Source organism: Streptomyces sp. NPDC088254 (assembly GCF_044740925.1).
Classification (GTDB): Bacteria; Actinomycetota; Actinomycetes; order Streptomycetales; family Streptomycetaceae; genus Streptomyces.
Genome location: NZ_JBIURQ010000003.1, coordinates 494849 through 521591, shown reverse-complemented (window position 1 = coordinate 521591; position 26743 = coordinate 494849). Strand labels below are relative to the sequence as shown.

At 72.7% G+C, this 26743-nt stretch carries 19 protein-coding genes; 10 read left to right on the top strand and 9 right to left on the bottom strand.

Features of this window, described 5'->3' with window-relative positions; translation table 11 throughout:
- Positions 1-6: 6 nt before the first annotated feature.
- From ACIOC0_RS12805 to ACIOC0_RS12785, 5 genes are all read right to left on the bottom strand, one after another.
- Positions 7-2478 carry a tetratricopeptide repeat protein gene (locus ACIOC0_RS12805; RefSeq protein ID WP_402155047.1) on the bottom strand — a complete coding sequence of 824 codons (2472 nt, stop codon included), beginning with the start codon at positions 2476-2478 and terminating at the stop codon, positions 7-9.
- The gene (locus ACIOC0_RS12800) at positions 2475-3797 is read right to left on the bottom strand and encodes a hypothetical protein (RefSeq protein ID WP_402155046.1); all 1323 of its coding nucleotides are present in this window, start codon (positions 3795-3797) and stop codon (positions 2475-2477) included. Before ACIOC0_RS12800 ends, ACIOC0_RS12805 begins: the two co-directional genes overlap by 4 nt.
- 58 nt (positions 3798-3855) lie before the next feature.
- A complete protein-coding gene (locus ACIOC0_RS12795) occupies positions 3856-4887 on the bottom strand; it encodes a glutamate ABC transporter substrate-binding protein (protein ID WP_402155045.1) in 1032 nt (343 codons plus the stop codon).
- Between the two features lie 14 nt (positions 4888-4901).
- Positions 4902-6305, bottom strand: coding sequence for a hypothetical protein (locus ACIOC0_RS12790; RefSeq protein WP_402155085.1), 1404 nt, complete (start codon positions 6303-6305; stop codon positions 4902-4904).
- Between the two features lie 248 nt (positions 6306-6553).
- On the bottom strand, positions 6554-7657 hold the full coding sequence (locus ACIOC0_RS12785; RefSeq protein WP_402155043.1) for a mechanosensitive ion channel family protein: 1104 nt from the start codon (positions 7655-7657) through the stop codon (positions 6554-6556).
- A 314-nt stretch (positions 7658-7971) separates the two neighbouring features.
- Here ACIOC0_RS12785 and ACIOC0_RS12780 point away from each other — a divergent pair, with 314 nt between their 5' ends.
- The 6 genes from ACIOC0_RS12780 (at position 7972) to ACIOC0_RS12755 (ending at position 14946) form a co-directional block, all read left to right on the top strand.
- Positions 7972-8508 (top strand): HNH endonuclease, encoded by a 537-nt coding sequence (locus tag ACIOC0_RS12780; RefSeq protein ID WP_130436740.1) that lies wholly within the window; start codon positions 7972-7974, stop codon positions 8506-8508.
- A gap of 401 nt (positions 8509-8909) precedes the next feature.
- A complete protein-coding gene (locus ACIOC0_RS12775) occupies positions 8910-9143 on the top strand; it encodes a hypothetical protein (RefSeq protein WP_130436744.1) in 234 nt (77 codons plus the stop codon).
- Positions 9144-11258, top strand: a complete 2115-nt coding sequence (gene malQ, locus ACIOC0_RS12770; RefSeq protein WP_402155042.1) for a 4-alpha-glucanotransferase — start codon at positions 9144-9146, stop codon at positions 11256-11258. It begins immediately after the preceding gene.
- A 71-nt stretch (positions 11259-11329) separates the two neighbouring features.
- On the top strand, positions 11330-11611 hold the full coding sequence (locus tag ACIOC0_RS12765; RefSeq protein WP_402155041.1) for a hypothetical protein: 282 nt from the start codon (positions 11330-11332) through the stop codon (positions 11609-11611).
- 168 nt (positions 11612-11779) lie between these two features.
- Entirely contained in the window at positions 11780-14347 is a 2568-nt protein-coding gene (gene pepN, locus ACIOC0_RS12760; protein WP_402155040.1) for an aminopeptidase N, read from the top strand.
- 110 nt (positions 14348-14457) lie between these two features.
- Complete coding sequence (locus ACIOC0_RS12755; protein ID WP_402155039.1) at positions 14458-14946, top strand: DUF1203 domain-containing protein; 489 nt, start codon at positions 14458-14460, stop codon at positions 14944-14946.
- Positions 14947-14955: 9 nt separating this feature from the next.
- Here the strand turns inward: ACIOC0_RS12755 and ACIOC0_RS12750 are convergent, their stop codons facing one another.
- A complete protein-coding gene (locus tag ACIOC0_RS12750) occupies positions 14956-15972 on the bottom strand; it encodes an aspartate-semialdehyde dehydrogenase (RefSeq protein WP_402155038.1) in 1017 nt (338 codons plus the stop codon).
- A 376-nt stretch (positions 15973-16348) separates the two neighbouring features.
- Here ACIOC0_RS12750 and ACIOC0_RS12745 point away from each other — a divergent pair, with 376 nt between their 5' ends.
- Together ACIOC0_RS12745 and ACIOC0_RS12740 are read left to right on the top strand one after the other, a co-directional pair.
- The gene (locus tag ACIOC0_RS12745) at positions 16349-16879 is read left to right on the top strand and encodes a sigma-70 family RNA polymerase sigma factor (protein WP_402155037.1); all 531 of its coding nucleotides are present in this window, start codon (positions 16349-16351) and stop codon (positions 16877-16879) included.
- Between the two features lies 1 nt (position 16880).
- Complete coding sequence (locus ACIOC0_RS12740) at positions 16881-17720, top strand: hypothetical protein (RefSeq protein ID WP_402155035.1); 840 nt, start codon at positions 16881-16883, stop codon at positions 17718-17720.
- Positions 17721-17784: 64 nt separating this feature from the next.
- On the opposite strand, the gene ACIOC0_RS12735 is transcribed toward ACIOC0_RS12740, so the two are convergent.
- Positions 17785-21093, bottom strand: coding sequence for a S8 family serine peptidase (locus ACIOC0_RS12735; RefSeq protein WP_402155034.1), 3309 nt, complete (start codon positions 21091-21093; stop codon positions 17785-17787).
- 301 nt (positions 21094-21394) lie between these two features.
- Between ACIOC0_RS12735 and ACIOC0_RS12730 the strand changes: the two genes are divergently transcribed.
- Complete coding sequence (locus ACIOC0_RS12730) at positions 21395-21859, top strand: NUDIX hydrolase (protein ID WP_402155033.1); 465 nt, start codon at positions 21395-21397, stop codon at positions 21857-21859.
- A 112-nt stretch (positions 21860-21971) separates the two neighbouring features.
- On the opposite strand, the gene ACIOC0_RS12725 is transcribed toward ACIOC0_RS12730, so the two are convergent.
- A complete protein-coding gene (locus tag ACIOC0_RS12725) occupies positions 21972-23057 on the bottom strand; it encodes a hypothetical protein (RefSeq protein ID WP_402155032.1) in 1086 nt (361 codons plus the stop codon).
- Between the two features lie 233 nt (positions 23058-23290).
- Positions 23291-25894 carry an aminopeptidase N gene (gene pepN, locus ACIOC0_RS12720; RefSeq protein WP_402155031.1) on the bottom strand — a complete coding sequence of 868 codons (2604 nt, stop codon included), beginning with the start codon at positions 25892-25894 and terminating at the stop codon, positions 23291-23293.
- A gap of 137 nt (positions 25895-26031) precedes the next feature.
- On the opposite strand from pepN (ACIOC0_RS12720), the gene ACIOC0_RS12715 reads away from it, so the two are divergent.
- The gene (locus ACIOC0_RS12715) at positions 26032-26691 is read left to right on the top strand and encodes a DsbA family protein (RefSeq protein ID WP_402155030.1); all 660 of its coding nucleotides are present in this window, start codon (positions 26032-26034) and stop codon (positions 26689-26691) included.
- The last annotated feature ends 52 nt before the right edge of the window (positions 26692-26743 follow it).

Sequence of the window (26743 nt, the reverse complement as noted above, 5' to 3'; positions counted from 1 at the left end):
CATCAACTACACCCACGTCCGGGGGCGGTAACGGTTGGCACGTTCCACCAGGTCGATTCTCTCCTCACCGCCGGTCGCCAGCCGGGCCAGCGTGCGGTACGAGCGCTCCAGGCCGAAGCGGAGCCCCCGCTCGTCCAGGTCGCTGCCGAGCAGCACCCGCCGGGCGCCGGGGCCGCCCTGGCCACCGGAGAGTATCCAGTCCAGGGCCGAACCGAGCACCTCGGCCGACAGCTGCTCGCGCCGCGTCGCGTCCAGCCCGTACGCGTCCAGCGCCTCGACCTGTGCCGCGGCGGCGGTGAGGTCTTCCAGGAAGGGTACGTCGGACGCGGCCGCCGTCCGCTGCCGGAGGCGGGCCCGCACGGCCGCGACCCGGGCGGCGGTGTAGTGGATGGAGGACTCCGGCACCGACTCCAACGTCCTCACGGCGCGCCCGCGGTCGCCCGCCGCGAGCTGCACGCGGGCCAGCCCGAACGCCGCGCTCACATAGCTCGGGTCGGTCGACCAGACGAGGCCGTAGTACTCGGCTGCGTTGTCCAACTGGCCCAGCACCTCCGCGCACAGCCCGAGCGCCAGCTTGGGCGCGGGCTCGCCCGGGAAGGCGTCGTAGATCGCGTCGAAGGCGAGCGCGGCGCCCTCGTGGTCGCCGGTGACCAGACAGGCCACGCCCCGGTACCACACCACCCGCCAGTCGTCGGGCCGTTCGCCCTCCAGCTGGGTCAGGGCGGCGACGGCGGCGTCGAAGTCGCCGTTCTCCAGCCGCGCGCGGACCTGCCGCAGCCGGGTCTCCACGGACGGCGCCGGCGCGGCCGCGAGAGCGGTGATCAGCTCACCCGGCGCGGAGGTCAACAGGCCTGCCAGGAAGCCCGCGTTGGGGTCGGACGGGTCGACGTGCGGGACGGGCAGTGCGAGCGCGGCGGCGGGCGCGTCCACGGCCCGGACCAGGGACGGCGCTGCGGCGGAGGCGGTACCGGGCCCGACGGGGGACGTCTTCGCGCGCGCCCCCAGCCGGCTCACCTCTGTGTCCAGTCGCGGGAACAACTCCGTGTCGGTGGCCCTGATCTCGGACCCGAACAACGTGGACAGCGCGGGCCTCGCCCGCCCGGTCTGCAGCGAGACGACCTCGCGCAGCACGCCCGTCAGCTGCTCGGCCATCTCCTGCGCGGAGGCGAACCGGCGGGCCGGGTCGGGGTCGGTGGAGCGGACCAGCAGCCGGTAGAACGACTCGTACCGGCGGAACACCTCGATGCTGTCCGGGTCCGGCAGCGAGTCGGCGTAGGCGGTGGTGTAGCCCTGGAAGTCGAAGGTGAGGACGGCGAGCGTACGGCCGACGGTGTACAGGTCACTGGCGACGGACGGGCCGACGTCGGCGACCTCGGGCGCCTGGTAGCCGACCGTGCCGTAGATCGCCGACTCGTCGTCGTCCATGCGGCGCACCGCGCCCATGTCGATCAGCTTGAGCTGGTCCTCGGTCTGGATGGCGTTGTCGACCTTGAAGTCGCAGTACAGCAGGTTGCGGCTGTGCAGATGGCCGAGCGCCTCCAGCGCCTCGATGCCGTACGCGCACGCCTGTTCCACCGGCAGGGGGTCGCGCTTGCCGTCCGCCGTGCGGCGGGCGTTGGCGATCTCCTTGAGGGACTTGCCGCCGACGTACTCCATGACGATGTAGCCGTCCAGCGAGCCGGTGCGCTGGTCGAGGTGCTCGACGAAGTTGTAGATCCGCACGATGTTGGCGTGCTCGATCTCGGCGAGGAAGCGCCGCTCCGAGATCGCCGCGGCCATCGCGTCCTGGTCGCCGGTGTCCAGCAGGCCCTTGAGCACCACCCAGCGGTCGGAGACCGCGCGGTCCACGGCGAGGTAGATCCAGCCCAGACCGCCGTGCGCGAGACAGCCCACGACCTCGTACTGGCCGTGCACGACGTCGCCGGCCTTCAACTTCGGCACGAAGGAGTACGGGTGGCCGCACTTGGTGCAGAAGCCCTCCGTGCGCCCGGGCCGCTCACCGCGCGAACGGCCCACCGGGGCACCGCAGTCGGAGCGCGAGCAGAACCGCTTGCGCTCGGGCACCTCGGGGTTGTCGAGGACCATCGCGCGCGGGTCCGGCCTCGGCACCTGCGGCACCGCGACCAGCCCGACGCCCAGCCGAGCCCGCCCCGAGGAGCCCGCCGTGGAGCCGGAGCTGCGCACCGACACCGAGCGGCCCGTCGAGGCCCCCGAGAGCGAGCGGGAGAGCCGCCCGGACACCGAGCGGCGCGACTTCGACGACTGCGAGGACGTACGCGAGCTGCGGGCGCTGCGCGCGCTGGAGCGCGAACTGCCGCTCCCCGCGCCGACCTTGCCACCGCCCGCCGAGGACGCCGGCGAGCCCGCCGAGACGACGGGGGCCAGACCGCAGGTGTCGCAGTACAGTTCGCCGCCGCCCACGTCGTCGTACGACCCGTCGCAGCCCGGCCGCTGGCATGTCTGGCCTGCCTGACTCATGACCTCGCCCCCCTGTGGTCCTCGGGCTCGCCCTGCTCCGGCACGCTCGGCGCGGCGAGCAGTTCGGCGGCCGCCTGCTGGTAGCGCAGCACGGCCTGTTCGGCGACGCGCAGATCGCAGGGCGCGCTCCACAGCATCCGCCGGGCCGCGTCGTAGCGCTCGATGAGGAACGGGTCCTCCGCGAGGCCGTGCCGGGCGACCTTCGCCTTGTACGCGTCGAGACGGCCGCGCAGCTCCGCGCGGACCGCCAGCGGCGCGGTGACCGCGGTCAACGACTCGCGGGCGCGCAGCAGTTCGTCGTCCGCCTTCTCCTCCAGCGACTCCAGCAGCGGGGACAGCCGGTTCCACTGGGCCTGCCTGCGGTACTCGGCGGCCGTCGCCAGCTGCTCCTGGAGCGCGGTCGGCGGGCCGCTGACCACCGGCACCTCCGTCGCCGCGATCTTCGCCAGCACCTCGCCGCGCGCGGTCCGCGCCTCCGCGAGCGTGCGGTCCGCGCGCGAGAGGACGTCCCGCAGCCGCACCAGCCGCTTCTCCGCGTCCTGACGGACCGTCAGCACGGCGTCGATCTCCCGGCGTACGTCCTCCAGCGCCCGCGCCTGGCGGTCGTAGACCGTGGTGTCGGGGCGGCCGCCGCCGGGAGCCGAACTGCCCTGCGCGGGCGTCCAGAAGGCCAGCGGGTCGCTGATCACCTGCTCGCGCAGCTGCGTCAGGGTGCCGGTGATGCGCTCCAGGTCGTCGCCCGCCGGATGCTCGCCCGGGCGCACCCCGACGGAGTGAGCGAGCTGCCGGGTGCGCTGGAGCTCCGCGGCCAGCAGATCGATCCGGGCGGGCAGCGCCGACCACACCGCGTCGGCGGCGACGACCATGTCGAGGGAGGAGGCGTACAGCTCGTTCATCCGCTCGACGAGCGCGGCCAGCGAGAAGCTCTGGCTGAGCCGGCCCGTGCCGTGGAGCGTGGGCGCGGAGGCCAGCGCCGACCCCGCCACGGTGACGGACTCGCCGCGCAGCAGCTCGGTCAGCTCCACCAGGTCCTCACGGCTGGACCAGCGGCGCCGCGAGCGGATCTCCCGGGCGGAGCGCAACGCGCCCGAGTAGGCGTCGAAGCAGGCCCACAGCAGCGTGATCGACGCCTCCGCGGCCGTCCAGCGCTCCTCGGTGACGCCGGTCAGGCGCGCGCCTTCGAGGAGCCTGCGGCCCGCGTGGTCCTGCAGGGCGAGGAGGGAGGTCTCGATCGCCTCGTGCTCCGCGCCGAGCCGCGCCAGCGCACGGTCGACCTCGTCCCGGTCCATCACCGGCCCGGGGGGTCCCGTGACGCCCATCGATCACCTCTCGCTGCTGAGTCGGTCGTTCACTCGGTCCGTGCCCGCGGCCGGCCGGTCAGCCGGTGCGCAGGTACTGCGTCGGCGCGGGCGGCGTCGACGTCGCCGCGTTCGCCCCCAGTGTCGCCGAGAGCCACTTGTCGTACGACGCCTGCCAGCCGTCGGCCCGGTACCGCTCGAGGATCTGGTTGACCCGGCGCACCAGGTCGTCGGCGTCCTTCTTCATCGCCACCCCGTAGTACTCGGCTGTGAACGGGTTGCCCTTGAGCTCCACCGTCGGATCCTGCGCGGCCTGGCTCGCGGCGAGCGCGCCGTCGGTGACCACCGCGTCGACCTCGCCGAGCTGCAACCGCACCAGGCAGTCGAGCTGGTTGGGGACGGTGGTGGAGATGTCGGCGCTCGCTGCCAGCCGGCCCGCCCGGCGGTCGTCGGTGAGCTTGGTGTTGGCGGTCGAACCGGCCGCGGTGCAGATCCGCTTCCTCGCCAGCGAGGCGTCGTAGCCGGTGACCGTCGAGGACTTGGGGGCGAGGACCTGCTGACCCGTCCTGAAGTACGGAGCGGAGAACGCGACGTCCTTGATGCGGGCGCAGCTGATCGTCATGGTGCGCACGACCATGTCGACCCGGCCCTCCTGGATCGCGGGGATGCGCTGGTTGGTCGGGATCGCCTTGAACTGGACGGCGTCCGGGTCGCCGAGGATGTCCTGGGCGATGCGGCGCACCAGGTCGATGTCGAAACCCTCCAGCGCCGCACCGGAGTTGTTCGGGTCGCGGTAACCCCACCGGTAGCTGTTCTGGTCGACGCCGACGACCAGCTTGCGCTTCTCGCCCTGCCGGGCCTTGATCGCGCTGATCGTCGGTCCGTCCGCGGCCGACGGCGCGAGGGTCTGCTTCTCCGGGTCCTTGCACGCCGCGTCGACCGCCTGACCGGCCTCGGCCAGGCCCCGGCCGCCCGCCCCGGCGGCGCCGCCGCCGTGGGACTGGGTCCACGGCAGCAGCAGCGCGAAGGCCAGCGCCAGGGCGCACACGATCGCCATCGCGCCTACTCCGCCCCAGCCCTTCAGGCCGGCCCGCATTCGTCGCACATGCATCGTCACGCCCCCTTTCACCGGTACTCCGACAGCCTGCGGCCGATGCCGAGGACGGCGCCCGCCGCGCCCAGGACGGCGAGGACGGCCGCGCCCAGCGGCAGACCGCCCATCGCGTCCCGGCCGTCGCCGGCCGCCTGCCTGAACTCGTTCTGCTCGTGGGTGAGCGCCCTCGCCAGGTTGGCGTCCACGCTGTCGAAGCACTCGCCGGTCGCGCCCTTGGCGCCGATCACGAGGGCGAGCGCCTGTTCGTAGTTGCCGTTGTCGTCCTGGGCGCGGGCCGCGGTGTGGCGCTTGCGCCACTCCGCCATGTTGCCCTCGGCCGAGGTGACCGGCTTCTCGCCCGCCTGGTCGTCGGCGAGTCTCGCCGCGGCGGCGAGGCCCTTGCCGAGGGCGGCGATGTTCTCGGTGAAGCCGTGGTCGTAGGCGTCGAGCGTCAACTCCTCGCCGTCCGCGGTCACCTTGACGGTCTCGGCGCCGCGGGCCACCAGGGTGAGGTTCTCGTCGCCGCGCGCCTTGAGGGAGGCGATCCGGGCGTCGTGCAGGACGTTCAGGGAACGCACGCCGTGCTCGTAGGAGTCGTTCAGGCCCGCCCGGGCCAGGCTGTGGCCGACGACCAGCCACAGCAGCACGACGGTGGCGGTCGCGGTGGCGGCGACCAGGCCGTGGTTGAACACCCGGTTGGTACGGCGGTAGGTGCGGTGCTGCATCCATGCCAGCGCGGCCAGCGCCAGGACGCCCAGCGCGATCGCCGCCCACGGATAGGGCCTGGCGTCGGCGTAGTCGTCCTGGAGGCGCTGGTTCTCCTTCTTGTAGAGGTCCTCGGCCGCCGGGAGCATCTCCTGCTGCATCTTCTGGTTGGCGTAGCGCAGGTAGGCGCCGCCGACGGGGAAGCCCTGCCGGTTGTAGGTGCGGGCGCGCTCGACCAGGCCCTTGTACTCCGGGAGGAGCTTGTTCAGCTTGGTGATCGCGGCGGTGGAGGGGGAGCCGGGGTCGGCGTTGCTCGCGGCGGTGACGAGCCCCGCGGCGGCCGTGTCGATGTCGTCCTCGTAGCGCTTGCGGGACTCGGCGCTCTCCTGGCCGCCCGCCAGGAAACCGCCGGAGGCGGTGGTGTTGGCGTCGGCGAGGGAGCGGTAGATGGAGGCGGCCGCCGAGGTCAGCGGCTGGCTCTTGTTCAGCACGTCGTCGGCGGCGGCCGCGCGTTCCGTCATCTGCCAGGCGGTGACGGCTCCGAAGGCGACGACGAGGACGGCGAGCACGGCGCCGATGATCCGCAGCCGGCCCGGCTCGGTCGTCGCGGCGGCGCGCACCCGGTCGACGCCCTCGGCGAACGCGGTACGGCGCGCGGGCGTGCCCGGCGGCCGGGCGGTGACGGGGGTGAGGGGCTCGCTGGGCCCCGGCTGGGGCGGGACGGCCGGCATGGTGGGCATGCCGGATCCCGGTGGCGCCGTGCTGCTCTTCGGCGGGTGTGTCACTGGCTGACCTCCCCCATGGTCATGTGTCGCCGCAAGTATCGCCACAAAGCACGGCAGCGCGCACCGGGCTTGGCTGGATCTTGATCAGATCGCAAGTCACCGCTGAGGGTGAACACGCGGTGAGCGGCTGTCCGGTTCCGGGCGCGGGGGAGGGGGCGCCGGTGCGAGAGCCCGAACGGGCGTGCTGTTTCAGGTCACTTCATGGGGGCCGCCGCTCCCGGCTGAGCGAGCGGGGTGGCCGCCTGGGCCTGCGCGGAGGCGGTGTTGGCGTACACCGAGGGGGCCGCCACGGCGGCGGTCGGGTCGGCGTCCGGGTCGGCCTCCGGGGGGACGGTCGCGCCGCCGACGATGCGGATGTCGGCCGCGTCGAAGGCCCGCTTGATCCGCCAGCGCAGCTCGCGCTCGACGGTGAGGGACTTGCCGGGCATCGTCTTGGCGGAGACCCGGACCACCATCGAGTCCAGCAGCACGCTGTCCAGGCCGAGCACCTCGATCGGGCTCCACAGGAGCTCGTTCCAGGGTTCTTCCTTGCTCATCTTCTCGGCGACCTCGTTCAGCGTGGCCTTGACCCGGTCGAGGTCCTCGTTCGCCTTCACCGTCACGTCGACGCCGGCCGTCGCCCAGCCCTGCGAGAGGTTGCCGATGCGCTTGACCTCGCCGTTGCGGACGTACCAGATCTCGCCGCTGTCGCCGCGCAGCTTGGTCACCCTGAGGCCCACCTCGATGACCTCGCCGGTGGCGACGCCCGCGTCGATCTGGTCGCCGACGCCGTACTGGTCCTCCAGGATCATGAACACGCCGGAGAGGAAGTCGGTGACCAGGTTGCGGGCGCCGAAGCCGATGGCCACGCCCGCGACGCCGGCCGACGCCAGCAGCGGCGCCAGGTTGATCTCGAAGGTGCCGAGGACCATCAGCCCGGCCGTGCCGAGGATCAGGAAGCTCGCCACCGAGCGCAGCACCGAGCCGATCGCCTGGGAGCGCTGGCGGCGCCGCTCGGCGTTGACCAGCAGCCCCCCGAGGGCCGTGCCGTCGACCGCCTGGACCGTGCGGTTCATCCGGTCGATCAGCTTGGTGATCGACCGCCGCACCACCACTCTCAGGATCCCGGCGATGACGACGATCAGCAGGACCCGCAGACCGATCGCGAGCCACGTCGACCAGTTCTGCTCGACCCAGCTCGCGGCGTTCGTCGCGCTCTCCTGGGCGTCCTGGAGCGTCGGGACCGTCACCGTCGGCGACTGCGAGGGGGTCGGCGAGGGCGACGGGCCGGCGGCCAGTAGGACGGCGGACAAGGACACGGCAGGTACCTCCAGGTGCTGCACTGCTCCGTCCGGCGCGGCGGTCATGGTGGCCTAGGTCACGAAAAGGTCACCGAGCGGGCAGGGTCACCACACTAACGGGGCATTGTGTGTGCATCGCCCGAATGCTCGAAGGAGAGACCGTGTTCACGCGCGCTTGAACAGGTCGTCGAGCTGGGGATGCATCTCGTGTGGTCGAAAACACTCCCAGCCCGTTACCGGGAGATGGTGGCGCGTCCACCGGCCATGAGGGGAGACTGACTGCAGATCGTCCCGGCGCGAGCCACGCGCCGCCGACGCCCGAGGAGGCATCCGTGCCGCATGTCCTGGTCCTGAACGCGTCGTACGAGCCGCTCGGCGTCGTACCGCTCCGCCGCGCGCTCGTCCTCGTCCTGGAGAACAAGGCCGTCTCCCTCGAGGAATCCGGCGCCTTCATGCACAGCGCGACCGTCACAGTCCCCGCCCCCAGCGTGGTCCGGCTCAAGCGATTCGTCCGGGTCCCCTATCGGGGGCCCGTTCCTCTCACCCGGCGGGCGCTGTTCGCGCGGGACGGCGGCCGGTGCATGTACTGCGGTGGCGTCGCGACCAGCGTCGACCACGTCGTCCCCCGCAGCCGCGGGGGCCAGCACGTGTGGGACAACGTCGTGGCGTCCTGCCGGCGCTGCAACCATGTCAAGGCCGACCGGCATCTCGTCGAGATCGGCTGGCGGCTGCGCCACAAACCGGCCCCGCCCACCGGTCTGGCCTGGCGCATCATCGGGACCGGCCACAGGGATCCGCGCTGGCTGCCCTACTTGCAGCCGTTCGGCGCGGACGACGCCATGGCCCGGATCGACGGCATATCGGCCTGACGATCCGGGCCTTCGCGCAGGTGCGGACAGGGCTCGGGGCCGGCCGTGACGCCGTCGGCCCCGCCGGCACGCCGCGGGCGCCTCAGGAAGCGACGTCGTGGCTTCTCAGCATCACCGTGACGCGGTGCTGTGCGCTGGGCGCCGAGCACGCCTGTCACGGCGACGACGGCCGCAAGGGCGACCCGCACCGCACGCCGGCCGAAGGGCAGCCAGAGGATCATCAGCCCGACGGCGACGCCGACCGCCGGCACAAGCGGTACGCCGCGACCGGCAGGCGCAGGCCGTCGAGGCTCGCGGACCCGGCTTCGCGGGGGACGGGGCGACCGAAGATGTGAGTCCTCGCATCCGCTGGGTAGGGCTCACAAGTAACCCGTCCGAATCTCGACGACAAGGAGGCCACCGTGGTCGCAACGACGTACCCCCTGCTCCCGGCCGCCCGTTCCAAACGCCCGGCGGATGTTTCCGCCGTCCTGGAAGAGCCCCGCGTGTGCGTGTTCAGCGCGGAGGGAACCTGCGCCGAGGCCCCGCTGACCAGCGAGCCGCCGCTGCCCTACGCCGAACCGCTGACCAGCGAACCGCCCCTCACCAGCGAGCCGCCCCTCGCCGCCGCGGACCCCGACTTCATGAGGCCGTAGATGACCGCACCCCGGCCGGCCGACCCCTGCGACGAAGACCTGGCCCGCCTCGCCGGACTGCACGGCGTGGCGACCTCCTACCGGCCCTCGCCGGACCGCACGGTGACGGCCTCGGCCGCCGCGGTCGTCCGCGTCCTGGCCGCCCTCGGCGTCGACGCGGGCACCCCGCAGGCCGCCCGCGCCGCGCTCGCCGCCCGGGAGGAAGAACTCGCGGGACGACTGCTGCCGCCGACCGTGGTGCTGTGGAGCGAGGGCGGGGACGGCGGGACGACCGCGGTCCCCGCCGCCGTCGCCTCACTCCCCGAGGGAACCCGGCTGGAGGTCGGGACCGAACAAGGGGAGAGCCGGGCGTCGACCGACCCGCGGGACGCCCTCGACGGACTGCCGCCCGGCGTCCACGCCCTCACCGCCGTCGCACCCGACGGGCGCACCGCACGCACCCACCTCGTCGTGGCCCCGCCCCGGCTCCCCACGCCCGCCGGACGCTCCCACGGCCTGCTCGTCCAGCTCTACTCCCTCCTCTCCCACCGCTCCTGGGGCATGGGCGACCTCGGCGACCTCGCCGAGCTGACCGCCTGGGCCGGCCGGACGCTCGGCACGGGCTTCGTGCAGGTCAACCCGCTGCACGCGGCGGTGCCCGGCGCCCCCACCGACCCCTCCCCGTACCGGCCCTCCTCCCGTCGCTTCCCCGACCCGGTCCACCTGCGCGTCGAGGACGTGCCCGAGTTCGCCCACCTCGACGCGCCCGAGAAGGTGCGGGCACTGCGCGAGCGGGCCGGGCGACTGCGGGAGAGCGTGCTCGACGAGGGCGCGCTGATCGACCGCGACGCCGTCTGGGAGCTCAAGCGCGAGGCCCTCGCACTCGTCGCCGGGGTCCCGCTCGGCCCCGGCCGGCGCGCCGCCTACTGCGACTTCCTCGCCGAGGAGGGCCAGGCGCTGGAGGACCACGCCACCTGGTACGCCCTCGCCGAGGTCCACGGCCCCGACTGGCACCGCTGGCCCGCCCCCCTGCGCGACCCCCGCTCCCCGGAGACCGCCCGAGCCCGCACCGAACTGAGGGAACGCGTCGACTTCCACTCCTGGCTGGCCTGGCTCACCGACACCCAGCTCACCGCCGCCCAGCGCACCGCCCGCGAGGCGGGCATGCCACTCGGGGTGGTGCACGACCTGGCCGTCGGAGTGCACCCCGGCGGCGCCGACGCCTGGGCCCAGCAGGATTACTTCGCGGCCGGCATGTCGGTCGGCGCGCCCCCCGACGCCTTCAACGCGCGCGGCCAGGACTGGGGTCTGCCGCCCTGGCGCCCCGACCGGCTGGCCGCCTCCGGCTACGAGCCGTTCCGACGGCTGCTGCGCGCCCTGTTCCGCTACGCCGGCGCGCTGCGCATCGACCACGTCATGGGCCTGTTCCGGCTCTGGTGGGTCCCCCAGGGCGAGCCGCCCACCGAGGGCGCCTACGTCCGCCACGACGCCGAGGCCATGCTCGCCGTCCTGGTACTGGAGGCCTCGCGGGCGGGCGCGGTGGTCATCGGCGAGGACCTCGGCACCGTCGAGCCGGGTGTGCGGGAGGCGCTGCGCGAACGCGGGGTGCTCGGCACGTCCGTCCTGTGGTTCGAGCGCGACTGGGACGGCGACGGACGCCCGCTGCCGCCCGAGGACTGGCGCGCCGACTGCCTGGCCACCGCCACCACGCACGACCTGCCGTCCACGGCCGCCCGGCTCACCGGCGAGCACGTGGAACTCCGCGACCGCCTCGGCCTGCTGACCCGTCCGCTGGAGGTGGAGCGCGCGGAGGCCGCCGCCGACACCGCGGAGTGGCTGGAGGCCCTCACCCGGCTCGGCCTCCTCCACGGCGCGGGCGGAGGCGGCGACACCTCCTCGGAGGAGGCCGGGATCCAGGCCGTCCACCGCTTCCTGCTGCGCACCCCCGCCCGCATGATCGGCGTCTGGCTCCCGGACGGCGTCGGCGACCGCCGCCCACAGAACCTCCCCGGCACCTGGGACCAGTACCCGAACTGGCGGCTGCCGATCGCCGACGGGCAGGGCCGCCCGGTGACGCTGGAGCAGTTGGCCGCGTCGCCGAGACTGCGTGCGCTGATGGAGGTGCTGCGGGGGTGAGGGGGGTGGCCGGAGCCGGCATAAGGCACCCCGGACGCGCGTCCTCCCCCCGCGTTCGCTACTTTTGCACCGTGGACAAGAAGAACGCCCTGCGCGCCGGCACCCTGGCGGCCGGTACGACGCTGATGATGCTGCTCCTGTCGTCCCCCGCGCTCGCTGTCACCCGCGACGACGGCGACGACCCCGGTCCGGGCCTGAGCGTCGGCGAGACGCTGGGCCTCTACGTGGTGACGCCGCTCGCGCTGTTCGCGATCATCGCCGGCCTGGTGTGGGTCCTGGACCGTTCCAAGGACCGTCACGACGACACCAGCTCCAACATCACGGTCAAGGGCGAGGCGAGCGCCAAGGCCTGAGCCGCGCCGGTCCGAGCCCCCCGCCGGACCCACTGGACGCTTCCCGAGGGCCCCGGAGCCGCGCATGTCACGCGTGACCCGGGGCCTTCGGTCGTGTCCGCGGTCGTCGCCCCGGGCGGTCCCTCCGTGGAAGGATGACGCAACCACTCATACCGAGGAGATGACCGCGTGCCTGGCACAAACCTGACTCGCGAAGAGGCGCAGCAGCGGGCGAAGCTGCTCACCGTTGACTCGTACGAGATCGATCTCGACCTCTCCGGCGCGCAGGAGGGCGGCACCTACCGGTCCGCGACCACGGTGCGCTTCGACGTCTCGGAAGGCGGCGCCGAGTCCTTCATCGACCTGGTCGCCCCCACCGTCCACGAGGTGACGCTGAACGGCGAGTCCCTGGACCCGGCCCAGGTCTTCGCCGACTCCCGGATCGCTCTGCCCTCCCTGCTGGAGGGCCGCAACGTCCTGCGCGTCGTCGCCGACTGCGCCTACACCAACACCGGTGAGGGACTGCACCGGTTCGTCGACCCCGTCGACGAACAGGCCTACCTGTACACCCAGTTCGAGGTCCCGGACGCCCGCCGCGTCTTCGCCTCCTTCGAACAGCCAGACCTCAAGGGCACCTTCCAGTTCACGGTGAAGGCGCCGAGCGGCTGGACCGTCGTCTCCAACTCCCCGACGCCCGAACCCAAGGACGACGTCTGGGTCTTCGAGCCGACGCCCCGCATCTCGACGTACATCACGGCGCTCATCGTCGGGCCGTACCACTCCGTGCACAGCGTGTACGAGAAGGACGGGCAGTCGGTGCCGCTCGGCATCTACTGCCGGCCCTCCCTCGCCGAGTTCCTCGACTCCGACGCGATCTTCGAGGTCACCCGGCAGGGCTTCGACTGGTTCCAGGAGAAGTTCGACTTCCGTTACCCCTTCGGGAAGTACGACCAGCTGTTCGTGCCGGAGTTCAACGCGGGCGCGATGGAGAACGCGGGCGCGGTCACCATCCGCGACCAGTACGTGTTCCGCTCGAAGGTGACGGACGCGGCGTACGAGCTGCGCGCCGAGACCATCCTGCACGAGCTGGCCCACATGTGGTTCGGCGACCTGGTCACCATGGAGTGGTGGAACGACCTGTGGCTCAACGAGTCGTTCGCCACCTACACCTCGATCGCCTGCCAGGCCTACGCGCCGGACAGCCGCTGGCCGCACTCCTGGACCACCTTCGCCAACTCGATGAAGACGTGGGCCTACCGGCAGGACCAACTGCCGTCCACGCACCCGATCATGGCGGAGATCAACGACCTGGACGATGTCCTGGTCAACTTCGACGGCATCACGTACGCCAAGGGCGCGTCCGTCCTCAAGCAGCTCGTCGCCTACGTCGGCATGGACGAGTTCTTCAAGGGCGTGCAGGCCTACTTCAAGCGCCACGCCTACGGCAACACGCGCCTGACCGACCTCCTCGGCGCGCTGGAGGAGACCTCCGGCCGTGACCTCAAGGCCTGGTCGAAGGCGTGGCTGGAGACGGCCGGCATCAACGTGCTGCGTCCCGAGATCGAGACGGACGCCGAAGGGGTCATCACCTCCTTCGCCGTGCGCCAGGAGGCCCCCGCGCTGCCCGCCGGCGCCAAGGGCGAGCCGACGCTGCGCCCGCACCGCATCGCCGTCGGCTTCTACGGCCTCGACGAGGGCAGCGGCAAGCTGGTGCGCGAGGAGCGCGTGGAACTGGACGTGGACGGCGAACTGACCGCCGTGCCGCAACTGGTGGGCAAGCGCCGCCCGGACGTGGTCCTGCTCAACGACGACGACCTGTCGTACGCCAAGGTCCGCCTCGACGAGCAGTCCCTCGCCTTCGTCACCGAGCACCTCGGCGACTTCGAGGCGTCCCTGCCGCGCGCGCTGTGCTGGGCCTCGGCCTGGGACATGACCCGCGACGCCGAACTGCCCACCCGCGACTACCTGTCGCTGGCGCTGTCCGGCATCGGCAAGGAGTCCGACATCGGTGTGGTGCAGTCGCTGCACCGGCAGGTCAAGCTCGCCGTCGACCTGTACGCGGACCCCGCCGCCCGCGAGACCCTGCTGACCCGGTGGACCGACGCCACGCTGGCCCACCTGCGGTCCGCCGAGGCGGGCAGCGACCACCAGCTGGCGTGGGCCCGCGCGTTCGCGGCGACCGCCCGCACGCCCGAGCAGCTCGACCTCCTCGACGCCCTGCTGGACGGCTCGCAGACCATCGAGGGCCTCACCGTCGACACCGAGCTGCGCTGGGCGTTCGTGCAGCGGCTCGCGGCGGTCGGCCGTTTCGACGAGAGCGAGATCGCCGCCGAGTACGAGCGCGACAAGACCGCCGCCGGCGAGCGCCACGCGGCGACCGCCCGCGCCTCCCGCCCCACGGCGGAGGCCAAGGCGGAGGCGTGGGCGCAGGTCGTCGAGTCCGACAAGCTGCCCAACGCGCTCCAGGAGGCCGTGATCGGCGGCTTCGTCCAGACCGACCAGCGTGAGCTGCTCGAGCCATACACGGACCGGTACTTCGACGTGGTCAAGGACATCTGGGAGGAGCGGTCGCACGAGATCGCCCAGCAGATCGTCGTCGGCCTCTACCCGGCCCTCCAGGTCTCCGAGGAGACCCTGCGCAAGACCGACGCCTGGCTGGCCTCCGCCGAGCCCGGCGCGGCCCTGCGCCGCCTGGTCTCCGAGGCCCGCGCGGGCGTGGAGCGCGCGCTGAAGGCCCAGGCGGCGGACGCGCGCTAGCGGCCCGTACGCGGCGAAGGGCGCCCCGCCGGGGCGCCCTTCGGCGGCCGGGGAGCACGACGTCCGGATCCCGCCGGTGGCGCGGGCCGCCGGGCGGGAGCCTGGCACGCATGACGTTCACGATCCACACGTACACCGCACGGCCCGTCGAGCCCGGCGCCCTTCAGGAGCTGCGCGTCACGGACGACGCGGGCCGCCCGGCCGAGCCCTTCACCGACCACGAGGGCGGCGACCCGCTCCGCTGCTGCCTGCGCCGCAGCGAGCCGGGCGAGCGGCTCGCGCTCGTCTCCTACGCCCCTCTGCGCCGCTGGGCGGCCGGGACGGGCGCCGACCCGGGCCCCTACGACGAGCAGGGCCCCGTCTTCGTCCACGCAGGCCCGTGTCCGGGTCCGGCGGCCGGCGACACGCTCCCCTTCGCGGACGCCCACCGCACGGTCCGCCGCTACTCGGCCGCGGGCCGCATACTGGGCGGCGCTCTCGTACCGGCCGGCGGCCTCGCCGAGGCCTTCCGGAAAGCGTTCGACGACCCGGCCGTGGCACTCGTCCACGTCCGGGCCGTCGAGTACGGCTGCTTCCTCTACGAGGTGCGCCGAGGCTGAGGCCGTACGTCAGCCCTTCAGCTCGGCCGCCACCAGCTCCGCGATCTGGACCGCGTTCAGGGCCGCGCCCTTGCGGAGGTTGTCGTTGGAGAGGAACAGGGAGAGGCCGTTCTCCACGGTCTCGTCCTCGCGGATGCGGCCCACGTAGGAGGGGTCCTTGCCGGCCGCCTGCAGCGGGGTCGGGATGTCGGTGAGGACGACGCCCTCGGCGTCCTTGAGGATCTCCGTCGCGCGAGCGGCGCTGATCGGACGCGCGAAACGGGCGTTGACCTGGAGGGAGTGGCCGGAGAACACCGGCACGCGCACACAGGTGCCGGAGACCTTCAGCTCCGGGATCTCCAGGATCTTGCGGGACTCGTGGCGGAGCTTCTGCTCCTCGTCCGTCTCGTTCAGGCCGTCGTCGACGATCGAGCCGGCGAGCGGGACGACGTTGAAGGCGATGGGCCGCTGGTAGACCTGCGGCTCGGGGAAGTCGACGGCCTCGCCGTCGTGGGTGAGGCGGTCGGCGTCGGCGATCACCTTCTGCGCCTGGCCGTGCAGTTCGGCGACGCCCGCGAGGCCCGAGCCGGACACCGCCTGGTAGGTGGCGACGACGAGGGCTTCGAGGCCCGCCTCGGCGTGCAGCGGCCGCAGCACGGGCATCGCGGCCATCGTCGTGCAGTTCGGGTTGGCGATGATGCCCTTGGGGCGGTGGGCGATCGCGTGCGGGTTCACCTCGGACACCACCAGGGGCACGTCCCGGTCACGGCGCCACGCGGAGGAGTTGTCGATCACGACGGCGCCCTGCGAGGCGACCTTCTCGGCCAGCGCCTTCGAGGTCGCGCCGCCCGCCGAGAACAGCACGATGTCCAGGCCGGAGTAGTCGGCGGTCGCCGCGTCCTCCACCGTCACGCCGTCCAGCTCGGAGCCCGCGGAACGGGCCGAGGCGAACAGGCGCAGCTCGGTGACCGGGAAGTCGCGCTCCTTGAGGATCTTGCGCATGACCGTGCCGACCTGACCGGTGGCTCCGACGATTCCGACCCTCACGACGACTCCCTGTCTGTTCACGGCTTGCTGCCGCCTTCTACGGTCCTCTGCGGCGCGGCGGCTCTTCACGGACCGCACGGCGTGGCCGAGGCCTTTCCATCATGCGGCCGACACCGGCCCGCCTGTCCAGTTCTTTGCCCGCGGCGCCCGAGGAATGGGACGCGGCGGTCCGGTCCCTGGTTGCGGAACTGCGGTGCGCACCCCGCCCGAGCTGCAGAAAATCGCCTGCGGACGGGCCCGCGCCGCAAGCTCGCCTGCCCGTCCCGCCCCCTCTCACACAGTGGTGTGACGTACGCCTCGACGGGTGTGGAAAGCCCCCTCGAACGTTCCACGGTCTCCCCGCGTCACAGGAGAAACGCGGTGGAGGGGGTGGCGTGTGCTGCGCGGAAGAGGGCGGCGCGTGCAGGGGGCGCGCGCGGACGACGACCCGCTGGACGCGGCGCAGGAACGCCGGGTGCGGGCGGTTCTCGCGCTGGGCGGGGTTCCGCAGTCGGACCTGCCGGACGGGGTGCAGCAGGTCCGGCTGCGGCTGCTGGAGCGGGCGGCGAAGGGGGACGAGGCGCCGCGGGACGTCTCCGCGTGGGCGGCCGTCGTCGCCTCCAACCTGGCCATGGACTGGCACCGGGCCAAGCGCCGGCAGGAACGCGTCGGCGAGCGCCTGGCGTCCCTGCGCCAGCACGAGCATCCCTCCGGCGAGGAGACCAGCGTGCTCTCCCTCGCCGTCGCCCGCGGTCTGGACGAGCTGCCCGACGCCCAGCGTCAGGTCCTCGTCCTGCGTTTCTACGCCGATCTGCCGGTGCGCTCCATCGCCCTCGAGCTGGGCGTGCCGGAGGGCACGGTCAAGAGCCGCCTGCACACGGCGGTCCGGGCCCTGCGCGCCCGCCTGCACGAGGACGAGGTGGTGTGACATGAGCACCGGACGCGACAGCGAAGAGACCTTCGGCGAAGGCGAAGCCGATGTCGACGGCTACGACGGCTACGACGGCTACGACGACAAGGAGGGCACCGACCCCCTGATGGCCGCGATCCTGGGCACACCCCTGCCCGAGGAGTCCCGCGCCGACCCCGCCTTCCTGGCCGCGCACCGGGCGGCGACGGCCGACCTGGCGGTGCTGCGCGAGCAACTGGGCGTCGTCGCGGACACCCTGACCCGGCCCGCCGAGCGCACGGAGGACACGCTCACGTCCGGGCCCGCCCCGGTACTGAGGCCGCGCCCCGTCCGCCGACGTGCCGCGCGCGCCCTCGCCCTCGCCGCCGCCGGTGCGATCGTCGCCGGGGCCGGGTGGCTGGTCGTGCAGGTGGGCGAGGGGGTGAGCACGCTCAGCTCGTCGAAGAGCGCCGACAGCGGCGCGGCCGACACCACGGCCGAGGGCGAGGCGGGCGCGGCCGAGCCCGGCGCGAGGTCGACCGGCAGCCCGCTGGGCGACCCGGGCTACCTCGCCTGCGCCCGCTTCGTCGTCGAGGGGGAGGTGACGGACGTCGTCCCGGTCGGCGGCACCGGAGGGGACCGGGTCACGCTGCGGGTGACCCGCTCCTACCTGCCGGGGCGGCCGGCGGCGGGCGAGGTGGACGTCGTGCTGGCGCCGGACATGGACCCGCTCGTCGCCGAGGGCGACCACGTCCTGGCCGGCCAGTCGCGGGACTCGGCGTCGCCGGAGGTGTGGGCGGTCGGCTCGGCGGACATCGCCGCCGAGCGGGCGGCGATCGAACGCACGCTGCCCCGCACCGACGGGGTGAGCTGCGGATGACGAAGGGGCGGGCGCCCTCACGGACGCCCGCCCCTCACACTGTGCCGTCACACACTGGGTGCGGTTACGGCACGACCTTCTCGATCGCCACGCTGCCCGTGCCCGCGACCGTGCCGCGCGCGTTCTTCAGCTGGACCCGGCCGAAGAACGCCCGGCCCTCCGGCGCGGGGGCCAGGGCGGTGACGGTCGCGGAGACCGTCGCCGTGGCGCCCGTGGCCAGCTTCACCGGCGTCGACCCGTCGACGGCGACGGCGCCGAGAGCCGAGGAGAAGAACACGTCCAGGTAGTCGTAGGCCGTGGTGCCGGCCGGGACCGAGTAGCCGGCGACCTCGATGGTGTACGTGCCGGCGGCGGGCGACGGGATGGAGACCGCCTCCTCCGAGTCGCCGTCGGCCTGCTGCGCGACCTGGTTGCCGGCGGCGTCGAACACCGTCAGGTCGAGGTCGGCGGAGGCGTCGGAGACCTTGCCGATGGAGACGTCCAGGGACTTGGCGCCCGCGGGCACCTCGACCGTGGTGGTGTGCGTCTCGTGGTTGGCGATGGTCGGCCGGGCCGCCTTGGAGGAGCCCAGCGGGCCGCCCACCGGCGCGCCCTCGAACGCCGCGAAGTTGTTCTTCACCTTCCAGGAGACGGCGGCCGGCGTGCCGACCTTCGCCTCGGGCACGGTCACGGTCGCCGGGTCGAACGTGGCGCCGAAGACGGTGACGTCCAGCTGGTAGGGGTTGTCGAGCAGCGGCGAGGTGCGGCGCGACTCGACCTCGATCTCCCAGACGCCCGGCTGCGGGTCGGCGTAGGAGCGGGCGTCCGGCTTGCAGCCGTTGCCGTCGAGGTAGTTGTTGTAGCAGTAGATGGTGGCGCTGTCCTCGACGGCGACACCGTACGGGTGGATCGAGATGAACCGGGTCTGGCTCTTGTCCTTCAGACCGCCGATCGCGACCTCCAGGGAGGTGGCGCCCTCGGGCACGGTCAGGAAGTAGTGCTCCGAGCTGTTGCGCTGCACGCTGCTCTTCGCGGTGAAGGTGTGCGCCACCGGCGTGGCGGCGACGACCGTGTTGAGGATCTGCTTGTCGACGCCCTCGGTCGCCGGGTCGTCGACCTCGAGGATCGCGCTCTTGATGCCGACGGCCTTCGCCCTGGCCTGGATCTGGACGGTCACCGGCTTGTTCAGCGGCAGCGTCACCTCGTCCGGGCCGAGGATCTTGAAGGTGTGGTCCGCGTTGTTCTTCAGGTCGAGGCTGTGGCGGATCGCCTTGTCGGCACCGGTGGTGCGGGTGATGGTGACGTCGTAGACCCTCTTCTCACCGGTCTTCAGGCCGCCCTCGCGGTCGTAGATGCCGGTGCCGAAGCCGGGGGTCTTCAGCGCGGCGTCGATCGCGGTGTCGACGGGGGCCTTGACCGTGTACTCGTGGGCGGTGGCGCCGTCCTCGATGGCGTCCCAGGCGTCCACGATGTCGATGGCGCCCGCGCCCTCCTCGTAGGCCTGGAGGTCCTTGATGTGGTGGGCGGTCGAGGTGAGCGCCGTGCGCAGGTCGGCGGGCGTCAGCTTGATGCCCTTCGCCTTGGCGGCGCTCAGCAGCAGCGCCGAGGCGCCGGCTGCCTGCGGGGAGGCCATCGAGGTGCCCTGGAGCATGGCGTAGCCGGCCGGCAGGGTGTAGCCCGACTCGGCGACCGGGGCGCCCGGCAGCCAGGTCTGGATGGTGTTGATCGCGGCGCCGGGGGCGACGAGGGTCGGCGTGAAGCCGCCGTCCTCACGCGGGCCGCGCGAGGAGAACGGCAGCAGCGCGTACTTCTTGTCGACCTGCGAGCCGTAGTTGGCGGCCCAGGTCTTCTGGGAGATGGCCGCGCCGACGGAGATGACCTTGTCGGCCAGGCCGGGGTCGCCGATGGTGTTGGCGCCGGGGCCCTCGTTGCCCGCGGAGATCACGAGCTGGACGCCGTAGGTGTCGATGAGGCGCGTGTAGAGCTCGGCGCGCGCGTTGTTGCCGTCGTTGAGCGCCGGCAGGCCGCCGATCGACATGTTGACGATGTCGACGCCGCGGTTGACGACGAGGTCGATCATGCCCTCGGTGAGCGCGACGTTGGTGCAGCCGGGGCCGAAGACACAGGCGCGGGAGGAGACGATCTTCGCGCCGGGGGCGGCGCCGTTCATCTTCCCGCCGAACAGGCTGTTGGCGGCGGTGATGCCGGCGACGTGGGTGCCGTGCTCGCTGGAGATCATGCCGATGTTGACGAAGTCGGCCTTCTTGCCGACCCAGTCCCCGCCGTACGGGTCCATCGGGACGTCCTTGCGGATCTCCACCACGAACGGGATCCGCTCGGCGACGTCGGTCGCCGGGTTGTCGGTGCCGAAGTAGCCGACCTGGAAGCCGTTCTTGTACGGCTTCATCGCGGTGTCGTCGGTGAAGTCGCCGTTGTTGTTCAGGTCGACGGTGACCGTGCCGGCGGCGGCGTTGTAGAGCACGCCCCAGGCGTCGGTCTTGTCGCCGTCGCGGTTGACGTCGCCCTGCTGGTCGCCGCCGGCGGTGGCCGACTCGCGGAACAGGTTGATGGAGTACGTCCCGGCCGGCGCGGTCCAGGTGCGGCCGCCGTAGACGAAGCTCGGGCCGGAGACGGTGCTCGTCATCGGGCGCCAGCTGAGGTCGTTGTCGACGATCGGGTCGGTGGAGGTGACCCAGTCGACGATCTTGCGCTCGCCGGTGGTGGTCTTCTGCAGCGCGGGGTGCGAGAGGTCGACGCCGGAGTCCAGGACGCCGATGGTGACGCCGCGGCCGTCCCACTGCGCGTGGTCGTCGACGAAGTCGACGGCGCCCGTCTCGAAGGACGGGTTGTACGGGTTCTCGGCGGGCGTCTGCTTGCCCGGCGCCGGGTACGGCTTGGGGGCCTTGGCGGCGCTCGCACCCTTCGCGGTGTCCGCGGCGGGCGTCGGGTCGTCGAGGACGATGTCCTGCTTGAGGTCGATCGCGTGCACCGAGGACAGCTTCCCGGCGGCGGCGATCACCGAGTCCGCCTTGGCCGTGGGCACGGTGGCGCGGACGTAGCCGAGCTTGTCGTAGGAGCGGCCCACGGAGGCGCCGTCGACGGCGTCCAGCTTCTCGGCGACCTGCTCGGTGCTGCCCGGAGCCGTCGCGACCATCAGCGTGACGTTCTTGTCGCCGGCGGCCTTGGCTTCGGCGAGGAGGTCGGCGTCGTCGGAGCCGAGCTTGTCGGCGGCCGACTTCACGCCCGGGTCGGCGGCGGCCGAGGGCTGGTCGGCGGAGAAGGCCAGGGGTATCGGCCCGGCGGCCGACAGCGCGGCCACCAGACCCGCGGCCACGGCTATGCGGGCCGCGCGTCTTGCGCCCGGTATCGGTTCGCGCTGGGGGGTGTGGGTCATCGGCATCCCTTGTCGGTAAGGAACGATCAGCGCGCGACCAGGTCCGTTCCCCGTCCGGTCGCGCACGTCCGGAACGCGATCCCGGACGAGCACGCAGCTTTACGCAAGGGATGGATGTTTGGGGAGAGTTGACCGAATCGATATGGACGTATGGGGAAAACCCCCGATGGCCATTGCGGAGATGAGCGCCCAACCCGGACGAAACGCCCCTTGACGGCTTCAAGGTTCGCCGGAGACCCTCGCCCGCCCCAAGTCCCGTCCGCGAGGCGTCCGTTCGCCGGAGCCTGGGTAACCTGCACCGATGCGCGAGAAGTTGAGGGTGGCGGCCTACGCCGTCTGCGTCCGTGACGGCCGGCTCCTGCTCGCCCGCTCACCGGCCCCCGGCGGCACCTTCGAGTGGGTGCTGCCCGGCGGCGGGATGGAGCACGGCGAGGACCCGCACGACACCGTCGTGCGCGAACTGGAGGAGGAGACCGGGTACCGCATCGAGGTGACTGGCCTGCTCGGCGTCGACTCCTTCCGCCATGTCCTGCGCGGTGAACGGCTGCGCGCTCCCGTCGACCACCACGGTGTGCGCATCGTCTACGAAGGGCGGATCGTCGGCGGGGAACTGCGCGACGAGATCGGCGGCTCCACCGACACGGCCGCCTGGCACGACCTGGCCGATGTGCCCGCCCTCACCCGGGTGCCGCTGATCGACACGGCGCTGCGCCTGTGGCGGGAACGCCCGGCGAACGGACGGGTGCCCGCGACGCCCGGGGAGTGAGTCCGCACCGGACGGACCGGTGACACGAGGAGGGGCCGCCGGCCTGAGGGGCGCGAACTCCCTCGGCCCGGCGGCCCCTCCTCTCCCCTCCTGCTGTCGGCTCGTCGCCCCACTACTGGGGCAGTACCACGACGTACGCGGCCGGATCGCGGTCCCCCGAGGCCATCAGGGCGGTGCGCACCACCGCCGCCTGCTGCTCCATGCACTCCCGCAGCTTCCTCGGCGTGATGTGCACGACGGTGATGCCGAGCCGCTCCAGGTGCTCCCGCTTGCGCGCGTACTCCGACCACATCGCGTCGTCCTCCTGCCCGGCGTCGGGCCCGTCGTCCGGCCGGCGCCGGGGCCGGGGCGCGCGGGTGTCCAGCTCCACCGCCACCGCCTGCTCCGGCCAGTACGCGTCCACCCCGCCGAGGTGCGGGCCGCCCGGCAGCCGCAGGTCCACGTTCCACACCGGGTCCGGCAGACCGTGGTGGCGCACCATCGCGTACAGGCGGTCCTCCGCGATCGACCGCCCCTCGGCCAGCAGCGCGTCCACCGCGGCCACCACATGCGGCCGGCCCAGCAGCTTCGCCAGCTTCAACTCACGTACCACCGCGGCCGGTTCGCAGTACCCCCCGCGCACCGCGTCGGACAGCAGCCGCCGGACCGCCCCCGCGTCCGTCAGCCCCGCCACCGCGTCCGCCAGCGCGCGCGGCACCGGCGCCACCGGGAGCCCGGTGGCCTCCTCGGCGACGGGCAGGTCCGGCGTGCGCAGGACGTGGGCGCAGCCCGCCGAGCGCAGCCGCCGCCGGCAGGGGACCAGGACGTCGATCCGCTCCAGGGAGGGCAGCGGGGGCGCGGAGGGGAAGCCGTGCAGCGTCAGCGCCGCCAGGCCTGTGATCATCGCCTCCGCGTACACCGGGCGGTGCGGCTCCCCGGCGCCCGGCTGAGCCGGCACCCCGGAGGGCGACGTCTCGCGGGCCGCGTACAGCAGCACCGAGTGCAGCCGCTCCTCGCTGGTCGGCGGTCCGGGGTGGAGCAGGAACACGCCGGGCAGGAGCTGCTGCCAGGGGCCGCCGGCGCGGCACTGCTCGCCCGCCGCGGCGGGGGAGACGCCGTGCGCGCGGAGCTGGGCCGTCGTCATGACCCGGCGCTGGACGTCCGAGAGGTGACGCAGGGGGCGGGGCGAGGCCGGGGGGAGGGGGGTGTTGTGGTTCATGCCTGGGAGGTTCCCGCGTCCGAACCGCCCTGTAACCGCTGTTACACGCTCGTCGACAAATGAGGACAAGCCCGCACTAAAGGACGGGTGTTCGGATGCCGAGTAGGCACCGGAAACCCCTGGTCCGCAAGACGGGAGCCAGGGGTTACGGGTCGGATTGCCTGCATTCCGTAACGGTCACGGACCGCCGGATCTCAGGCCAGAGCTCGGGCTTCCATGGCAGCCCCCGTGCGTCAGTCGGCGCCAACCTCGGCGGCCGCGTCACAGGCCTGCCCGCGCAGCGCCCGCGCCAGGTCGTCCCGCGCCTCCAGCACCAGCCGGCGCAGCGCCGGCGGCGCCGACTCGTGCGCCGCGAGCCACGCGTCCGTCGCCTCCAGCGTGCCGGGGGAGTCCTGGAGGTCCGGGAAGAGCCCCCTGACCACGTGCATCGCGATCTGGATGGACCGCTCCTCCCAGATCCGGTCGATCACCTCGAAGTACCTCGGCGCGTACGGCGCGAGCAGCTCCCGCTGCGAGGGCTGCGCGAAGCCCGCGATCGTCGCCTCCACCAGCGCGTTGGACAGCGCGTCCGACTCCACGAGCTGCGCCCACGCCTGCGCCTTGACCGCCGCCGAGGGGCGGGCGGCCAGGCAGCGGACCTGGTGCCGCTTGCCCGACGCCGTGTCGTCGCGGGCCAGTTCGGCGGCGAGCACACCCTCGTCCACGACGCCGTGCGCGGCCAGCGGCTCCAGGAAGGCCCAGCGCAGCTCCTGGTCCACGTCCAGGCCGTCGATCTTCGCGGTGCCGTCCAGCAGCCCCCGCAGCAGCTCGAAGTCCTCCGCCGAGGAGGCCACCGACGCCCAGAACCGCGCCCACGCCAGCTGGTGTTCGCCGCCCGGCCCGGCCGACCGCAGCTCGGCCAGCGCGCCCTCGGCCAGCAGCCGCTCGCCGACCGGCCGCCACGCGGGACTCACGTAGTGCACGAGGGCCGAGCCGGCCCAGGCGTGCAGCATCTGGAGCACCCCGATGTCGGACTCGCGCCCCGCGAACCGCAGCACCAGGTCCACGAAGTCCCGCGCCGGCAGCAGCGCGTCCCGGGTCAGGTTCCACAGCGCGGACCAGCACAGGGCGCGTGCCAGCGGGTCGGTGACGTCCCCGAGGTGGGCCTTGAGGGTCGCCAGCGAGGTGTCGTCGAAGCGGATCTTGCAGTACGTCAGGTCCTCGTCGTTGACCAGGACCAGCTCCGGCGCGTCCGCCCCCGCCAGCTCCGTCACCAGCGTGCGCGGACCGTCGACGTCCACTTCGGCGCGGGCGTACCGCTCCAGCCGGCCCTCCCGCAGGCGGTACAGGCCGATCGCCACCCGGTGCGGGCGCAGCTCGGGATGGGATTCGGCGGCCTCCTGGAGCACCGCCAGCTCGTCGATCCGCCCCGAGGCGTCCAGCAGCACCTGCGGGGTCAGCGAGTTGACGCCGGCCGTCTGGAGCCAGGACCGCGCCCACGCGCCCATGTCCCGCCCGCTGGTCTCGGCCAGCACCGACAGCAGGTCGCCCAGGCGCGTGTTGCCGTACGCGTGCCGCTTGAAGTAGCGCCGGGCGCCCTCCAGGAAGGCGTCCTGCCCGACGTAGGCCACGAGCTGCTTCAGGACGGACGCGCCCTTGGCGTAGGTGATGCCGTCGAAGTTGAGCTTGGCGTCCTGCAGGTCGCGGATGTCGGCGGTGATCGGATGGGTGGACGGCAGCTGGTCGGCGCGGTAGGCCCAGGCCTTGCGGCGGTTGGCGAAGGTGATCCAGCCGTCGGTGAAGCGGGTCGCCCCGACCATCGAGAAGGAGCCCATGAAGTCGGCGAACGACTCCTTCAGCCACAGGTCGTCCCACCACTGCATGGTGACCAGGTCGCCGAACCACATGTGCGCCATCTCGTGCAGGATGACGTTGGCCCGCGCCTCGTACGACGTCCGCGTCACCTTGCCGCGGAAGATGTACTCCTCGCGGAAGGTCACCAGCCCCGGGTTCTCCATCGCGCCGAGGTTGTACTCGGGGACGAACGCCTGGTCGTACTTGCCGAAGGGGTACGGGTAGTCGAGATGGTCGTGGAAGAAGTCCAGGCCCTGCTTGGTGATCTCGAAGACGTCGTCGGCGTCGAAGTGCGGCGCGAGGCCCTTGCGGCACAGGGCGCCGAGGGGGATCTCCAAGCGGGTGCCGTCCTCGAACGTCCGCTCGTAGCGATCCGTGACGTAGTGGTACGGGCCCGCCACCACGCAGGTGATGTACGTCGAGATCGGCTTCGTCTCGGCGAACCGCCACACCCCGTCGGTGCGCTCGCCCACGCCGTTGCTCCACACCACCCAGTCCTCGGGCGCCCGCACCTCGAAGCGGAACGGCGCTTTCAGGTCGGGCTGTTCGAAAGTGGTGAGGACCCGGCGGGAGTCGGCCGGCTCGTACTGCGTGTAGAGGTAGACCTCGCCGTCCTCGGGGTCGACGAAGCGGTGCAGGCCCTCGCCGGTGCGGGAGTACGCGCACTGCGCGTCGACGACCAGCTCGTTCTCCGCGGCCAGGTCCTCCAGCAGGATGCGGGAGCCGTCGAAGACCTCGCCGGGGTCCAGATCGCGCCCGTTGAGGGTGACGGCGGTCACGCTCGGGGCAACGAGGTCGGCGAAGCTCGAGGCGCCCGGCTCGTTGCAGCGGAAGCGGATCGTGGTGACGGAGCGGAAGGTGCGCGGACCCTCCCCGGCCCCCTGGCCGCCTCCCGCCGGGTCGTCCACCGCCGACCGCACGTCGAGGGACACGTCGTACCCGTCGACGGACAGCAGGGCGGCCCGCTCCCGGGCCTCGTCGCGGGACAGGTTCTCACCGGGCACGGGCGGTACTCCCTCGGGCGTTGACGCAAGTCGCAGGACAGCACCGATCCTGCCATGCGCCCCTGACCGGGAACACCGGGGAATGACCTGCCCGGGCGGCGCGTTCCACCCCCAAACGCTTCCTGCCGAGGAGAGACATGTCCGAGAGCGCCACCGCCGGCAAGACCCCCGTCGACTTCTGGTTCGACCCGCTGTGCCCCTGGGCCTGGATGACCTCCCGCTGGGTTCTGGAAGTGGAGAAGGTCCGCGACATCGAGGTCCGCTGGCATGTGATGAGCCTCGCCGTCCTCAACGAGGACAAGCTCGACGAACTCCCCGAGGAATACCGCGAGATGCTCGCCACCAAGGCGTGGAAGCCGGTCCGCGTGGTGACCGCCGCCTGGCAGAAGCACGGCGCCGACGTCCTCGGCCCGCTCTACACCGCGCTCGGCACCCGCTTCCACAACAACGGCGAGGGCCCCACCCCGGAGGCCATCGCCGGCGCGCTCGCCGACGTCGGACTGCCCGCCGACCTCATCGACTACGCCGACCAGGAGAACTTCGAGTTCGACGCCGAGCTGCGCGCCTCCCACAAGGAGGGCATAGAGAAGGTCGGCCAGGACGTCGGCACCCCGGTCATCGCGGTGCCCGGCACCGACGGCGAGCAGATCGCGTTCTTCGGCCCGGTCGTCACCCCCGCCCCGCAGGGTGAGGAGGCCGCCCGCCTGTGGGACGGCACCCTCGCGGTCGCCTCCGTCCCCGGCTTCTACGAGCTCAAGCGGACTCGGACGAAGGGCCCGGACTTCAGCAACCTGTGAGGTGCGGCCCTCATCGGGTCCTGAGACGGGAGACCCCCGCGAGTCACGTCCT